The organism is Acinetobacter sp. RF14B (assembly GCF_006864105.1).
GTDB lineage: Bacteria > Pseudomonadota > Gammaproteobacteria > Pseudomonadales > Moraxellaceae > Acinetobacter > Acinetobacter lwoffii_C.
Genome location: NZ_SMTB01000028.1, coordinates 1 through 16020 on the forward strand (window position 1 = coordinate 1; position 16020 = coordinate 16020).

Below are 16020 nucleotides of genomic sequence, written 5' to 3' on the forward strand. Positions count from 1 at the left end.
GCTTAGTTTTTTCAAAGAACCGCCACGCCTGGCATCTGCACCCTATTCCACACCCCTTCCCTACACGGCACCCTTCCAATCTCCCGCCGGCGGGCACCGCCAGTGCCATTATCGGCAGTATGCAATTTACCTGCGGCTTGTTGGGTGGGGTTTTGCTCAACTTTTTACTCTGGAATGCATTATTGAATATGGCTTTGGTGATGACCTTGCTGGTCTGTATTGCAATACGGATGCAGTTTAAATTAGCCTGAGCAATCGAGCCTAAAGAAAGCATCAAAGCGGTGGAGTATAAAAAAAGCCAAGGGCTTTGTCCCTGGCTTTTTGAGTAAAGTAAAACTTCTTAATCAGTGATTTAAAAATACTGCGAATTCTTCTACCGGAACACGCGGGGTGATATAGCTATTGATAATATGATCAGGGTCGGCATAACCCAGCGCCATGCCACAAATCAGTTCTTCCTCTTGTCCTGCACCGACCACTTCCAGCACAAGCTGATTAAAAGGATTCCAGGCAGCCTGTGGACAGGTATCTAGGCCACGCGCTTTGGCGGCAATCATGACATTTTGGATCATCATGGAAACATCCATTTTAGAGCCGATGCCCAGCGCCTTATGTAAAGTAAAGAAGAGCCCTACCGGTGCATCAAACAGTTCATAATTTCGCAGCTGTTGACGAGCCATCTTCTCTTTTTCGCCTTTTTGAATGTTGAGCAGGCCATATAAGCCCCAGCCATTTTCACGACGACGTTCTATAAAAGGCGAAAACCATTGCTGCGGATAATAGGAAAAAGTTTCGCCATAGTGTTCTGCTAGCGCAGGATTGGCCTGTAATTCGATTTGCGCCTGACACACCCGTTGTACCAGTTCATCCCGCTTTTTGCCTGTCAGCACATACACTTTCCAGGGCTGGATATTGGTTCCTGAAGGTGCACGACTCGCAACGGTTAAAATATCTTTGAGCAGCTCGGTGCTGACCGGAGTATCTAAAAAAGCACGCACGGAATGACGTGAGCGAATGGTTTGGTCTACTGCACGAACGAGGTTTTGATCCATTTTGATATCCAATCTTATATCCTTACGATTTTGAATGACTATAAACTAAACAAACAGTTTGGTGGGTACAAAGTGAATAACGTGATGAGCTGTTATAATTTTTTTTCATTCTGAGGGGAATTAAAATGCCTGTTTCAAGAGCTAAATCTCCTGATTTTTTAAGTGATCTATTAGGCTCATAATATGCAGGATAAACTGCTGCAAGCTCTTATAAGCGGCTGAAAGCGTGATAACAGGCATCTCTTGAGGCCTTTAAGCTCCTGGAAAGTTCCAGATGGTAGACGACTAAAGTAGCCAGAAGATCAAATTTTAATGTAGAGATTAAGAGTTTATTTGAATTAATAAATGCTAAATTTTATATAAGAAATAATAACTTATAATAATTTTTTATAGGTGATTTAACTATTTCTAATAAAAAATAATAAAACTTTATACAAAGAAACAGCATAATGTGCGACTTTTCATCTGAATACATGTGCTTTGAAGAAATTCAGCTTTACATGGCTAAGATCTACTTAAAATAAAGTTATTCCAAACGGCTTGTTTTAAGCCAATTAGGTTGAAAGCGCTCAGAAAAATGTAAAATATTTTTGGGTAGTAAATGACAGTGATTCATCAGCTTTCATATAATTAACTGCTCGTTTTGAGCAGGCATGAAGTTGAAAGACAGGCTGTTTTTTCGCTTTTATAAATCTCTCATTTATTGAATATAATCATCATGATGATATTCATAAGTTTGAAAGGGATGATTAAGCGTTTTGTGATTCTAAAAGTGAGAGATGACTTCGAGGCATTTCTGGCGTAGTCATCATAGGTTGCAAGCAGACTGCAACATAAAGTGACTTTTAGAACGACAAAAAACTCCAGATCATCTTGGGCAAAAATTATGGATTTTACTTTTAACGCATTTTATACCTTGATCGCGGCAGCTATCGTGCTGTTACTCGGACGTTTCCTGGTCAATAAAATCGAATTCTTAAAACGTTACAACATTCCTGAGCCTGTTGCAGGTGGTCTGGTTGCAGCGATTCTCTCATTGCTGGTACATACATTCTGGGGTTATAGCATTACCACAAGTGCCCAATTGCAAACCAGTTTTATGCTAATTTTCTTCTCCTCAATCGGTCTGAGCGCCAACTTTTCCAAACTACGTGAAGGCGGGATTGGGCTGGTGATCTTCCTGATGGCGATTTCTACCTTCATTGTGATACAAAACGTCGTAGGGATCAGTCTGGCGACTTTACTGGGCATCGATCCGCTGATTGGTCTGATTGCGGGTTCAATTACCTTGACCGGGGGACATGGTACAGCAGGAGCATGGGGTGAAATTCTGGAAGTTCAGCACGGTATTCAGGGTGCGCTTGCACTGGGAATGGCCAGTGCGACTTTTGGCCTAATTATTGGCGGAATTATTGGCGGACCTTTGGCTAGGCTTCTGATTAACCGTCACAATCTGGCGACTGAGCGTACCAACCAGCAGATTGAAAAGCGCAACAATACCCCGATGGATATTAATTCTACGGAATATATTCCATTTGAATATCCACATCAGGTACGTCTGATTACCGCGGATAACGCAATTACAACGCTAGGCCTGTTTGCCGGTTGTCTGGCATTTGCAGAATTTATGACCGGTTTTAGCCGAGGGACGGCATTTGAGCTGCCGACTTTCGTATGGGCGCTGGCAGGCGGTGTGATTTTGCGTAATGTGCTGGAGGGTATTTTTAAAGTTCAGGTCTTTGACCGGGCGATTGATGTTTTTGGAAATGCATCCTTGTCGCTTTATCTGGCGATGGCATTGCTTTCTTTAAAACTCTGGCAACTGGCAGATCTTGCAGGACCATTGATGGTGATTCTGGGGGCGCAGACCTTAACCATGGCCTTATATGCAGGTTTCATTACCTTCCGTGTGATGGGTAAAAACTATGATGCTGCGGTACTGGCAGCCGGTCACTGTGGTTTTGGCATGGGGGCGACTCCGACTGCGGTAGCCAACATGCAGGCGATCACCAATACCTATGGCCCATCGCATAAGGCGTTCCTGATTGTGCCGTTATGTGGTGCATTCTTTGTTGACCTGATCAATGCAACAGTCATTCAGATGATTTTAAAGTTCTTTATATAATTTTTTATATACAAAACTTTGGTAATGCAGATCGGTGGATGGAAATAATGGCCAGTATGTACCTGATTGCAATTTTGTTAATCAAGGCGCAGAGCGAACTGTTCCAGCATGGCTATTCTGCTAAACACCAAGATCAAGTCAATTTAAAGAGCTGTTAAAACTTGGCAGCAAAAGCCCCGACTGGTTCGGGGCTTTTTTACTGGCTGGAAATAGGAAAAGAGATTTAAAAATAGTGGAGATAGCTCTGATAGATGATAAAACCGCTGATCAGGCTCGCCCAGACCGGCAATTTGGAACGAAGCAATAACATCATGAGGAGGACAAATAGCAGATCCGACCAAGAACGGAAAGAACGCTGCGACAGATCGAGCAGTAAATACAATAACAAACCCACCACAGCTGCATTGATGCCACTAACTGCCCGCTGAATATAGCGTTGTTGCATCAGCCAGGACCAGTAAGGCAGAGCGGCAAAGACCAGCAAAAACGAGGGTAGAAAAATCGCACAAGTGGCAAGAAGGGCATTGAGCCAGGGAAAGGCTGTCCATGGAAGCAAGGCACCCACATAACTGGCAAAGCTGAACAGGGGACCGGGCATCAGCTGGGCGAAGGCATAACCCAAGTCAAATGACGGCCCGGAAACTAGATGTGTGGCCACAAAATCCTGATAGAGCAGTGGTAAAACCACATGGCCTCCCCCAAAGACCAAGGAACCGGTCTGATAGAAATCTGCAAAAAATTGCAGACTTTTCCATTCAGTGAAGTGGACAATAAGCGGAAGCAGGAAAAAGGGCGCGATAAAGATAAGCAGCCAATAAGGTGCAGCAGACTTTCTGGCAAATGCTGAATCAATAGCTGGAGCATGCTCTGCATTTGGCTGTTGAGCAGACGCTGGCCCAGACTTGGCCATGAGCAGGCCACTGATGGCTCCCAGCAGAATTACTAAAAGCTGGTTAAAACTGACGCTGATCACCACAAGCAAAAGGGTCGAGATCAGCACCACGGCATATTGCCAGGCCGTTTTACAGAGACTGTTCAACATCTGCCAGAACGCCCAGGCGATCACAGCGAAAACCACCAGTTGCAGGGTGTGAAAGCTATTTGCATCTAAGATATAAAAATAATGCTGTCCTAGCAGTGCAATGCCTGTCATGAGCATCGCAGAAGGAAGGGTGAATCCCAGCCAGGCCATCAATGCGCCGGCATAACCTCGCTGTAGGTAACCAATGGAAAGACCGACCTGACTGCTACTTGGACCCGGAAGCAGATGGGCCAGCGCTACCAGCTGACCATATAGCGGGTCGTCTATCCACTTTAACTGCATGACAAATTTACGGTGAAAAAATACCAGATGGGCAGCAGGTCCGCCAAAGGAAAAACAGCCAAGTTGTAGGAAAATCAGGAAAATCTGGTATAACGAAGGTCGAGTCATACAGTTGCTGCAAAAATATAGATAAGCTAAGCCAACTGTATGACAGTTTTACGAAATTCTACAGATTATTTGCGCATGTGTTTATACACTATGCTGTTTTGGGTGAGGAAGGTCTTCGCTACATGCAGAATTATGTATTGAGTCTGCTCATTATAAGTGTCGTGGTGCTTGGTGGTTGCCAAACTGTGCCCATGACATCTTTGACCAATCATTTACAGTCTGCTGTCATTGTAGAAGCCCAGTCACGTCCAAATCTTATTAATTTCTGGAAGATAAAAAAAACCGAACAGCGGCCGATTGTTGCCCTGGTCTTAGGTAGTGGCGGGGCGCGTGGGTATGCGCATATTGGTGCGATTGAGGTGCTGGAGCAGGCGGGCATCCGTCCCGACTTTATTGTAGGTACCAGTGCTGGCAGTCTGGTCGGATCCATCTATGCCAGTGGTAAGCCGGCAATTGAATTACGCAATATTGCCCTTAACATGAAAGCGAATGATGTCCGGGAGATCCGTTTGGACCTGAAAGGCTTCTTTGATGGTAAAAAGGTCGAAGATTATGTCAATCTGCAGGTTGACCAGATGCCGCTGCAGGACATGAAAATTCCAATGTTTGTGGTGGCAACAGCACTTAAAGAAGGCAAAAAGGTGGTCTTTAATTACGGCAATACTGGACAGGCGGTACGTGCATCCGTATCCATTCCGAGCATGTTTATTCCCACGCTGATTCAGGGCCAGGAGTATGTGGATGGGGGGCTAGTGAGTCCGGTACCGGTTAAGGTTGCGCGTGAACTCGGCGCCGATATTGTTATCGCCGTGGATATACTGGCACAGCCTATACACACCGAAACCAGCAATGTCTGGAGACTGTTTAACCAGAATATTAATATTATGCAGCAGCGTCTGGCCCATGAAGAGCTGCAATATGCCGATGTCGTCATTCAGCCGGACTTGCGTGAGAAAGGCCATATTTTCGATGTACGCGGTCGGGAAATGACGATGCAGGCCGGAATTGAGGCGACCCAATACAAGCTAACCGAGATTGCCCAAGTCTATCAAAAGCATAATTATATTCGCGGACATCGTATTCCCCAATTGTTGACCCATGAATCACAATAACGTTTTGGAAAATCAGCCGATTTTTCCTCTTTTGGAATATGGGATGAAAGCTGTTGGAACTCGATCTCCTCCAGATACTGAGCAGGGCTATCGTTTTTGTCTATGATCTGATTATCTCCCCCAGCTATTTATTGCTTATATATTCACAAAATATAGAATATAATTAAATACAAGAGATTGAATTATAAAAATATAATTTTTTTATAAAACTCTAGTGATGCTAATTTGAACTTTTAACATATTTGTTTATAGACTTAAGTTAAGCAAATATTTCAAAAACATAATCTGCATGCCAGAATGTATTTTAATGAATACTAAAAAATTTGAGAGCTTCATGAATCATATTGAAATTGGACAACACGTTAAACTGGCACAATTTGAATCTTATATTTTTACCGTAACTGCTGTGCATGCAGATGGTTCGGTTGATATTGAAACCACACTTGATGGACAGCAAATACTCAATTATGAAAAGGTTGCTCGAGAAATGCTCAAACGGGTCGAGGAAGAAAAATAGCTTAAGCATTAAAGTGCTGCTGATTAAAGTCGAGCATTTGCTGATAAAGTGCATATTCAAATATAGATCGTTTATTTGCCTTAAATAAACTCTTATTTAATTTAAGCTTATTTTCTGCATGCTGAAAATGCGATAGAAATAATTAAATATACTTTTTTCTATATAAAGTAATTTTCTGTATAAATAATTGTGATGTTTTATTTGCCGAATTGAACCTTTTATTTATGTTAAAATTGATATAATAATGACCTATATCATTGTCATTCAAAGAGTTCAGAAAAAACGATGACCCTTTTAGATCAAATTGCCCCAGTATCGGATGACCAGTCTGAGTTAACGATGTCCGTTCTGATGACACCAGATATGGCGAATTTTTCAGGAAATGTTCATGGGGGCACTATTCTGAAACTACTGGACCAAGTGGCTTATGCTTGTGCCAGCCGCTATTCGGGCAGTTATGTCGTGACCCTATCTGTAGACAAAGTGAATTTTAAAGAGCCGATTCATGTCGGTGAATTGGTGACTTTCTTGGCCAGTGTGAATCATGTTGGCCGTACTTCTATGGAAATTGGTATTCGTGTAGAAGCACAGAATATTCAAAAACGTACTGTACGTCATACCAATAGCTGTTATTTCACCATGGTTGCAGTCGATGAAAATGGTAAACCAAAACAGATTCCACCGCTGAAACTCGATAATGACTGGAAACGCTGCCGTTTTGAAGCTGCAGAGCAACGTAAAGTGGCCCGCTTGCAGGAAAATCATCATCCATCCTGCAGCATTTATAAAAAAACTGCCCATAGCTAAATAGTGAAGTTGCCCTGAAAAAAGACTTTTTTGAAAGGTCTTTTTGATGAAAACCAAATACAGGCTCTAGTCGAGCCTTTATTTTTACCTTAATATGAAACGATACGTATCGTTTCGATTATGGAGCTTTTAAAGGTGGAAGAAAAATCCTCACGCCGTCAGGACGAGATTTTACAGGCAGTCAAGCAGGCTTTGACTGAAGGTGACTATTCCCAGCTGACCGTTGAAGATATTGCTGCCCGGGCAGGCGTAGGAAAATCAACCATTTATCGCTGGTGGAAACATAAATCGGAACTGGTGCTGGATACCTTCAAGCAGCATACCGCTTCGGTATTTGAACTGAATGCAGAAGAAAGCTTGAGAACCAATTTGATCCAGCAGTTAAGCCTGCTTGCCCAAGCCTTAAATCATCCAGTGGGGCGGGCCTTGCTGGTGGTGATTGCGGATCATCGGGAATTGACGAGTGAGTTTTTTCAGCAGTATTTATTGCCGCGTCGCCAGCAGACCCATGAATTACTGCAACAGGCCATTCAGCGCGGTGAGATCCGGGCAGATTATCCTTTTGATCTGATGCTGGATAGCCTGTATGGCCCGATTCATTATCAGATTATCTTTTTTAACCGGCTGCCGGATGAAGTCTATATTCAGAAGCTGGTCGACCTTGTATTAGCTCCAGTGCTGGTTTCTGTTTGAGCGTGTGACTTTTAAAAGTAGGTGTTATGTCAGTTGCTCCTGAGCGGTTATGGAATCGCTCATTCATTCTTTGCTTGTTGAATAATTTTTTTCTGTTTGTTTATTACTTTGCTTTATTGACCATTTTGCCGATTTATATCATGAAAGATCTGGGCGGAACGGTGAAGGAAGCGGGTTTGGCTTTAACCCTGTTTTTGGCATCTTCTATTGCGATCCGGCCGTTTTCCGGGCTGATCATTGAAAAGCTGGGCAAAAAAGTCTCTCTACGTGCTGCCGGAGTGATCTTTGCCCTGTTTGCCTTTAGTTATCTGCTGGTCGACAGTATGAGCTCCCTGCTGGCAGTCCGGTTTTTTCATGGAATCTGGTTCAGTATTCTGACCACCGTGACGGTACCGATAGCCAATGAATTTATACCGGAGCACTGTAAAGGTGAGGGGATGGGCTATTTTGTGATGTCCACCAATCTGGGAGTGGTCTTTGGGCCGCTTCTGGCGCTGAGCATCATACAAGTGACCAGCTTTCAGGTGCTCTTTGGCCTGCTGGCGGTGATTATTTCCGTCGGGCTGATTTTCTGCTGGATGCTGAATATCACGGAACTTCCTCCAGCCACACCGCGAAAGGCGGAAAAATCCAGGTTTAGTCTGCATGATGTTCTGGAGTTAAGGGTGCTGGCAGTCAGCTTTGTGGCGCTGCTTACGGCATTTTCCTATTCCAGTATCACCAGCTTTATTACGCCTTATAGTGAGTCTAAGCAGCTCTTGGCTTATGCCGGAATATTTTTTATTGTGTTTGCTGTATCGATGCTGCTGGTGCGTCCCTGGGTCGGCAAAATTTATGACCGCAAAGGTCCAAGCGCGGTGATTTATCCTTCGTTTGTTTTTTTCGCAATTGGTCTGCTCATCGTCAGTCTGGTTTCTAATCAGTGGATATTATGGTTGTCAGCAATCTTTATCGGCATCGGCTATGGGTCTTTATTTCCATGCTTGCAAACTCTGGCAATTCAGTCGGTTGAAAAACAGCGCATGGGCCATGCGATTTCGACTTTCTTTACCCTGTTTGATCTCGGTCTGGCTGTGGGTTCGGTCGTGATGGGACTGCTGATTGCACAATGGGGCTTTGAACAGACCTATATCTTCTGTGCAGTTCTAATCATGTTGACCCTATGGGTTTATCGTCAATATGTAGCCAAAAAACACCATGCAATTGTGGGCAGCTAAGAGAGGGACAAGCAGATGGAATTAAGACATTTACGCTATTTTGTGACAGTGGCGAATGAACTGAACTTTACCCGCGCCGCTGAAAAATTAAATACCGTACAACCCTCCTTGAGCCAGCAGATTAAAGATTTGGAACGCGAAGTCGAGGTACAGTTACTCAAACGCAATAACCGTAAAGTGGAGTTGACCGAAGCCGGGCAGGCCTTTTTAAAAGAGGCGCTATTGAGTCTGGAACATGCCGAGCGTGCCATACAGGTGGCCAGACAAATCGCCCATGCCAATAAGGACCAGCTCAATATCGGCTTTGTACCTGTGGCGGAAATGAAAGTTTTCCCTTATATCATGCCAACCATCCGGGCACATTTTCCGGAAGTGAAAATCAATTTTCATAGTCTGACAGATGCCCAGCAGTTCAGGGCCTTAAAGAAAGGGGAAATTGATATTGCTTTTACCCGTTATATCGAGAATGCCGAAGAGCTGGAACATGTGCAGATCTTTAGTGAGCCTTTGGCGCTGATTGTGCCCAAAAGTTCCCCGATAGCTGAACAGCGTCATGTCAGTATCAAAAGTCTGAACCAGCAGGATTTTATTATCAGTGATGAAGGGGCTTCCCCCCAGCTGTACAAGATCGTGACCGACTTTTTACAACAGTCCAAAATTAATGTGAATGTGGTCCAGCAATCCACCAATATTTTGCTCAATGTTAATCTGGTGGGGATGGGAGTGGGCTGGAGCCTGGTGCCTGCTTATGTGATTCCTCTACTGGGTGACAAGATTGTGGTTAAAAATACCATTGAACCTTTACCGATGATTGACCTGTATGCCAGTTACCGTAAAGGCCAGAGAAATGAATTGATTGAACTGATCCTAAAGATCCTGAATGAACAGTTTTATATGAATCTGTTTTAATTTCTCAATCAGATCTCTTTCATAAATTGCAGATTAGCCTTGAAAATGCAATATCGTGTTGCTGCCATACCTGACTCGGACTTTTAAAGCCGGGTCTTTTTCTTGGGTGATGATTCAAGCCTTGAGTGATTTCTAAGAGATAGTCATCCATCTAGATCTTTAAATCACTGCCTCTTTGAATATATGGCCGGATTAAACCTTTGGTATTTTCATTCTTGCACAGCTGGCCACGGGTTTTTTAGAAGAGCCGTATTTTCTGTTTCTCTGATTTCCCAAACCTAGGAGGTGAAAAAGTGTACCGCCCTTATTTTTATCCTGTTAGATGAAGCAATTTGTTCAGGACTGCTTTGAAGCTTAAGATGAGAAATCACCTGGCCTGCCTTTTATCATGGATTCTTTTAGGACTGGAAACATGAGCTCTTCGCGCTAATTGAGGGACCTGCTTGGTAAAATAACCATTTCTTGCTTCCAATAATTTAATCTCTGTTGCACTTCAGGTGCCAATCTAAAAATTAAAAAAATCATCTTTCTATTCAGGTGGTTGAACAGATTTTAAGTCTCCGCGCTATTGAAGAGAAATTAAAACGTTCAGATAGACATCAAGCAATATAAGGCTGGGCATGGTTTATATTGAAAATGCTACTTCTAATCAGCTTGCCTTCAAAGATGAGTACGTGTGATTTAAGGCAGGGCAGCAGTTTGTGTAACTCTCTATTGAGAGAGTCTTAAAAGGCTATTGAAAACTGACGGTTATGAAATGAAAAGACCATGCCAAGGCATGGTCTTCTGTGAGTTCTACTCGAGGAACTTAAACTTGAATCGAAAGCTTGTTGAACAATTGCTGACTGATGCTGTTCAGGGTTTGTGGGATAGCAAGTGCCGCCACAAAACGGTCTGGACGCAAGATCACCACAGATTCAGACGTCTGACCGAACCAAGCACGAATATCTGTACCCATATCACCAATGGTGATGACATGTTCATAGTGCTGACGCTGCGGATTATCCATTTGTATGGCAGGCAGCACCTGAATAAATTTTACGCCCAGCTTTTGCCACTTTTGCAGGTTTTCTGCTGAAAGTCCCCATTTCGGATCTACACCCCAAGCGATGATGGCGAAGTCATTCCCGATCACTTCATCCAGCAGAACGGTTTCACCTGATCCCACACGCACCTGCGGCTGGATGAACATTTTACCTACCGGTGAGTTTTTACTGTTGTGTGGAATCAGCGCGCCGTCATGATATTTAGGCATTGGCTTGAAGCGCATTTCCAGCAAGTATTGCTTGATGGGCTTGATATAGTTCAGTGCATAGGCAATCCCGTCACGTACAAAACCTTGCCATTTTTTGGGTGGTGCCAGTACGTGACCCGCCATCACCGACAGATCAATCATGGCCTTTGCATGGTCTTTACGTTCAATCTGGTAAGAGTCAAGCAGTGCCGGACCTGCTTTGCCCTGAATGACTAGCGCCATTTTCCAGGCCAGGTTAAAGGCATCACGCATACCGCTGTTATAGCCCTGACCTTGCCATACCGGCATAATGTGGGCAGCATCACCTGCCAGCAAAATACGGTCTACACGGAACTTATCAGCAATACGTGCATTGTGGGTGTAGACACGCTGACGGATCACTTCGATACCATCAGTGGTTGGTAAAACCTTAGATAACAGTTTGGCAATATTTTCAGGCTGGCTGAGTTCTTCTTGGGTCTCACCCGGCATGACCATAAATTCAAAACGGCGAATACCGTGTGGCAAGGCAGCAGACACATAAGGACGCATCGGGTCACAGCATAAATAGATGTGCGGGGTCGCTAGCGGATCATTTTCAATATCAATTACAATCCATTGGTTGGGTGCAGTCTCACCATCAAATGCCACACCCAGAGTACGGCGTACATAAGAATTACCGCCGTCACAGGCAATCAGGTATTGCGCCTGAATGGTTTCTGTACCGCCTTCTTTGGTCTGGACATTTAGTGTTACACCGTCGGCATTCTGGCTAAAGTCAGTCAAATGACGTGAGAAAAGCACTTCAGTTTTTTTATATTGTTTTAAGCCCTCTAACAGAACATGGTCGACTTGAGGCTGAATAAAGGCATTACGGCGTGAGAAACCAAACTCACGGGTTAAGGGCTGAATATCGGCAAAACAGCGACCTTTAGGCGTTAAAAAACGCATCGCATGGTTAGGTGTAGTATGTGGCAGCACCTGATCGACCAGACCTAAAGACTGAATCGTACGCAGCGACTCATCATCAATCCCAATGGCACGGGGATAATCAATCAAACTATCCAACTGTTCGACCACCGTCACTTGTATGCCTTGTTTGCTCAGGTAATTGGCAAGTGTCAAACCTACTGGGCCTGCACCTAAAATCGCGACTTCAGTTGTATAATTTGTTTTGCCCATAGCGAATATCCATTCAATCCACAATCAATATGGGTCATTAAGGGATAAATCGGGTATTCAGACAAGCTAGGCCATAGTAGGTAATGTGTATTAAATAAATAAAGAAAGGGTTGGATGGTTCAGAATAATTTATTGATTCTAAATGGTTAATTTGTTGTTCTTTAATAGCCGACAGCAATTTTATGATCAATTATGACTATGGTAAATGAACTTTAATCTATAAGAAAAATGCCAAACCCGCTCTCGCGTGGTTCAGCATTCTTTCATAACCAGCCGTATAGACCGAGGCCTACTGGAGTTCTACTGTGCTGGCTATGCTTCTCATTCCGAGGGTTTAGATCAGCTTAACGAGCAGCAGGCGTTGCTGAAGATTGACCTTCTGCAGCAGCTTCAGAAGCCGGCTGTTCTGTAGTTGCACCAGAAGTCGGCATTTCCTGCGTACTGACGATTACTTTTTGTTCTTCAGTCGTGTGTTCAGCTGCTTTTTCTGTTGCTGCAAAGCTGGTGGCTGCTGCTGCAGTTAAAGTGGTTGCAAGTAAAAGTTGTGCATATTTCATGTTGAGTATCCTTGGTTATTTCATTTTTAACATGTCAGCGTGATCATCACACCGGCCTGACAGGAATTCATCCTAAGCAGCGAAAATAGGCCGGGCAAATGAATTAACAAAAGCCGCACACCAGAACGAACTGAACATTTACAAATCCAAGAAAGTTGTTTGTTTTTTGTTAATTGTATAGGAGAAGCTTAGCAAAAAATGTGTGTAGATATTTCAGAGTTACTTGTTATTGGGTGATTCGGATGGATAAAAAGCAGCAAAAAAGCTCTGTAAGCAAAAAACAGAGCCGTATTTGGATTCCTGTGGTTATCCATCAGCCTTTTAGTAGATTCATCTTTTATAATGGTCAGCGTTTGCTGTTTTCTATCTCATTTGTTGTGAGTCGATTTTGAAAGTTCTTGCTGCTTCACCTGCTATTCCTGTGCATATTATTTCCGGCTTTTTAGGAGCCGGCAAAACCACCCTGTTAAAACAGCTGCTGGCTCAGAAACCTGAACAGGAGGTTTGGGCGGTGCTGATGAACGAATTTGGTCAGATAGGGGTAGACCAGCAGTTATTAAGTCAGGAGGAAGGCTATGCCGTCAAAGAGCTGCTCGGTGGATGTTTGTGCTGTAGCAGCCAGTTACCGATGCAGATCGCCTTATCGCGTCTGCTTTCCGAAGCCAAACCGGACCGGCTGTTTATTGAACCGACTGGTTTAGGTCATCCTGCACAGCTGTTAGAACAACTGACAGAACCGTACTGGCACAGTCAGTTAAAAATGCAGGTGCTGGTTACGGTGGTGGATGGCTCACGTTTGCATGATCAGGCCTGGACCCAGCAATATCTGTATGCCGATCAGTTAAAAGCGGCACAGCTTATCGTGATTTCCCATCCAGACTTGATGACAGAGGCCGATCATCTGGCACTGCAACATTTAAAAGCCGAATATCAGCCTTATACCCAGCGCTGGCTGATGGCGGAACAAGGCCAGCTGGACATCACTGAAATCCAGCAGGACTATCAGGGCAGCCCACGCCAGCTGCAACCTTTATTAAAGCTGCGTCCACGGCTGTCCCAAACTGATGAGGCACCTGTAGTTATCCGGCAGTTGCCTTATCATTATGTCGAGCGTGCCCAAGGCTATCAGGTGGCCGGCTGGAAATTTCCAAAACGCTGGCAGTTCGATTTTTATGAATTGCTTGATCTGCTGTGTGAGCAGCAGGACTGGCTCAGAATTAAAGGGATTTTTAATACCCAGCAAGGCTGGAAAAGCTTTAACTTCAACCCGGAGCAGTTTAATTATCAGTCGGCTGAAGAAGGCATTGATAATCGGGTTGAAATTATTTATCAGCAGGATCGGGACTGGCTGGGATTTGAAACTGCCTTATTGCAATGTCGTATCGATCCAGAAAAGGAAGAAGCCTGATAAAAGTCCGCTTCAGGCCCGAATCTGTGCAGCAAAGCCAGAATAAATCTTATATGCTAGGCGCCAAATTTGAGGATAATATTATGGCGTTAAAAGCAACAATTTATAAGGCAGACCTGAATATTGCCGACATGGATCAGCACCACTATGCGGATTATCAGTTGACGATGGCGCAGCATCCTTCAGAAACGATTGAGCGTTTAATGGTGCGAATTTTGGCTTTTGCACGTTATGCCGAGGAAGGGCTGGAATTTACCAAAGACCTGTTTGAAACAGATGAACCCGCCCTGTGGGAAAAAGACCTGACCGGTCAATTATTGAAATGGATTGAGGTCGGCTGTCCGGATGAAGACAAGGTGAAAAAAGCCAGTGCCCGCTGCAAGCAGGTGGCGATTGTGTCTTATGGTACAGCGGTCGATGAATGGTATAAGCGCAACCCAAAACTGAAAACCCTGTCCAATCTTGAAGTCTGGAAGCTATCTCCTCTAAGTACAGACGCGATACAGCAATTATGTGCCAGAACCATGCAATTGCAGCTCAATGTCATGGATGGAGAATGGACCTTGATTGGTGATCAGGCACAGGCGGTCATTGAGTGGGAACAGTTACAATAAGCGTCAGGATGGATGCAAGTCTCCACTTACATCCTGGTCGCAAAATTTCGTATATCTGGGAGGTCGGGTCAGTTCCAGAGTCGAGACATGCCTCATGAGTTGTATGAGCTGCTGCTAGCAGTTGCGCTCGGTGCAATTATTGGCGCAGAGCGGGAATATCACAGTAAATCCGCCGGGCTGCGCACCATGATCATGGTCAGCCTGAGCTCCTGCCTGTTTACCATTATTTCCCTGAAAATTGGTGTGGAAAATCCTGACCGGCTGGCAGCTAATGTTTTGACGGGTCTGGGGTTTCTGGGTGCCGGGGTTATATTGAAAGATGAGAACCGGATTTCTGGCATTACTACCGCAACCACCATCTGGATGACGGCTGCGCTGGGCATGGTGGTCGGTGCAGGTTATGCCTTATTAAGTATCTGGACCACGATCATAGTCATGCTGGTGCTGGTATTGCTGCTGTATGTCCAGCGCGGGATTGAATTGCTGAATCAGGAGCGCAGCTATGAAATGGTCTGCTGTTTTGAACAGCATAAAATCGACCATTATGAACAACTGTTTAAAGACCATCATCTAAAAGTGATCTATTCTCATCATCAAAAAATGGAAGGACAGATTACTGGGCATTGGGTCTTAATGGGATCGGCCAAAAACCATCAAAAATTAACCCAGTGCTTGCTGCAGGATGAGGAAATTCAGCAGCTCAGCTTTTAGGCCCTTGCCATGAAAGCGCAAGGAATTTGAGTAAATCCGGTTTATACTGCCTGAATTGAATACCAGTTTTGGATGAATGACGATGATCAACGAACTTGAAATTATTGATTTAAAAGTAGGTGAGGGAAAAGAAGCGGTCAAAGGTGCCTTAATTACCACGCACTATACCGGCTGGCTCGAAGATGGAACCAAATTTGACTCATCACTGGATCGCGGAAATTACTTTGAAACCGTGATTGGTACGGGCCGGGTGATTAAGGGCTGGGACCAAGGCATCCTAGGAATGAAAGTGGGTGGCAAACGTAAATTGCGGGTTCCGGCACATCTGGCATATGGCGAACGTAAAATGGGAAAAATCATTCCAGCCAACTCGAATCTGATTTTTGAAATTGAACTGTATGACGTAAAAACCCGTGATGAATAATCGGGCTGCCGATATCCTGTTTTTTA

Annotated in this window: 15 protein-coding genes and 1 pseudogene; 12 read left to right on the forward strand and 4 right to left on the reverse strand. The window is 44.3% G+C overall.

Annotated elements, in window-relative coordinates; translation table 11 throughout:
• Positions 1 to 251 (forward strand): annotated as a pseudogene (locus tag E2K52_RS15380) (hypothetical protein); the annotation flags it as partial.
• Positions 252 to 344: 93 nt separating this feature from the next.
• On the opposite strand, the gene E2K52_RS06080 reads toward E2K52_RS15380, so the two are convergent.
• Positions 345 to 1052 carry a nitroreductase gene (locus tag E2K52_RS06080; RefSeq protein WP_151204258.1) on the reverse strand — a complete coding sequence of 236 codons (708 nt, stop codon included), beginning with the start codon at positions 1050 to 1052 and terminating at the stop codon, positions 345 to 347.
• A gap of 886 nt (positions 1053 to 1938) precedes the next feature.
• On the opposite strand from E2K52_RS06080, the gene gltS reads away from it, so the two are divergent.
• Positions 1939 to 3177, forward strand: coding sequence for a sodium/glutamate symporter (gltS, locus tag E2K52_RS06085; RefSeq protein WP_151204259.1), 1239 nt, complete (start codon positions 1939 to 1941; stop codon positions 3175 to 3177).
• 223 nt (positions 3178 to 3400) lie between these two features.
• On the opposite strand, the gene chrA is transcribed toward gltS, so the two are convergent.
• Entirely contained in the window at positions 3401 to 4609 is a 1209-nt protein-coding gene (chrA, locus tag E2K52_RS06090; protein WP_151204260.1) for a chromate efflux transporter, read from the reverse strand.
• A gap of 122 nt (positions 4610 to 4731) precedes the next feature.
• Here chrA and E2K52_RS06095 point away from each other — a divergent pair, with 122 nt between their 5' ends.
• From E2K52_RS06095 to E2K52_RS06120, 6 genes are all read left to right on the forward strand, one after another.
• Positions 4732 to 5721, forward strand: coding sequence for a patatin-like phospholipase family protein (locus E2K52_RS06095; RefSeq protein ID WP_151204261.1), 990 nt, complete (start codon positions 4732 to 4734; stop codon positions 5719 to 5721).
• Positions 5722 to 6055: 334 nt separating this feature from the next.
• Positions 6056 to 6238 carry a hypothetical protein gene (locus E2K52_RS06100; RefSeq protein ID WP_151204262.1) on the forward strand — a complete coding sequence of 61 codons (183 nt, stop codon included), beginning with the start codon at positions 6056 to 6058 and terminating at the stop codon, positions 6236 to 6238.
• A 285-nt stretch (positions 6239 to 6523) separates the two neighbouring features.
• Complete coding sequence (locus E2K52_RS06105) at positions 6524 to 7045, forward strand: acyl-CoA thioesterase (RefSeq protein ID WP_151204263.1); 522 nt, start codon at positions 6524 to 6526, stop codon at positions 7043 to 7045.
• A 120-nt stretch (positions 7046 to 7165) separates the two neighbouring features.
• On the forward strand, positions 7166 to 7738 hold the full coding sequence (locus E2K52_RS06110) for a TetR/AcrR family transcriptional regulator (protein ID WP_151204264.1): 573 nt from the start codon (positions 7166 to 7168) through the stop codon (positions 7736 to 7738).
• Positions 7739 to 7764: 26 nt separating this feature from the next.
• Entirely contained in the window at positions 7765 to 8955 is a 1191-nt protein-coding gene (locus tag E2K52_RS06115; RefSeq protein WP_151204265.1) for an MFS transporter, read from the forward strand.
• A gap of 15 nt (positions 8956 to 8970) precedes the next feature.
• Complete coding sequence (locus E2K52_RS06120; protein ID WP_151204266.1) at positions 8971 to 9864, forward strand: LysR substrate-binding domain-containing protein; 894 nt, start codon at positions 8971 to 8973, stop codon at positions 9862 to 9864.
• An 808-nt stretch (positions 9865 to 10672) separates the two neighbouring features.
• On the opposite strand, the gene E2K52_RS06125 is transcribed toward E2K52_RS06120, so the two are convergent.
• Complete coding sequence (locus tag E2K52_RS06125; RefSeq protein ID WP_151204267.1) at positions 10673 to 12280, reverse strand: bifunctional 3-(3-hydroxy-phenyl)propionate/3-hydroxycinnamic acid hydroxylase; 1608 nt, start codon at positions 12278 to 12280, stop codon at positions 10673 to 10675.
• Between the two features lie 344 nt (positions 12281 to 12624).
• Positions 12625 to 12837 (reverse strand): hypothetical protein, encoded by a 213-nt coding sequence (locus tag E2K52_RS06130; RefSeq protein WP_151204268.1) that lies wholly within the window; start codon positions 12835 to 12837, stop codon positions 12625 to 12627.
• A gap of 388 nt (positions 12838 to 13225) precedes the next feature.
• On the opposite strand from E2K52_RS06130, the gene E2K52_RS06135 reads away from it, so the two are divergent.
• From E2K52_RS06135 to E2K52_RS06150, 4 genes are all read left to right on the forward strand, one after another.
• Positions 13226 to 14245: a CobW family GTP-binding protein gene (locus E2K52_RS06135; protein WP_151204269.1), complete on the forward strand. Its 1020-nt coding sequence runs from the start codon at positions 13226 to 13228 to the stop codon at positions 14243 to 14245.
• A gap of 83 nt (positions 14246 to 14328) precedes the next feature.
• The gene (locus E2K52_RS06140) at positions 14329 to 14859 is read left to right on the forward strand and encodes a YaeQ family protein (RefSeq protein ID WP_151204270.1); all 531 of its coding nucleotides are present in this window, start codon (positions 14329 to 14331) and stop codon (positions 14857 to 14859) included.
• An 87-nt stretch (positions 14860 to 14946) separates the two neighbouring features.
• Positions 14947 to 15570: an MgtC/SapB family protein gene (locus E2K52_RS06145; protein ID WP_151204271.1), complete on the forward strand. Its 624-nt coding sequence runs from the start codon at positions 14947 to 14949 to the stop codon at positions 15568 to 15570.
• Positions 15571 to 15652: 82 nt separating this feature from the next.
• Positions 15653 to 15994, forward strand: a complete 342-nt coding sequence (locus tag E2K52_RS06150) for an FKBP-type peptidyl-prolyl cis-trans isomerase (RefSeq protein ID WP_151204272.1) — start codon at positions 15653 to 15655, stop codon at positions 15992 to 15994.
• Positions 15995 to 16020: the final 26 nt, after the last annotated feature.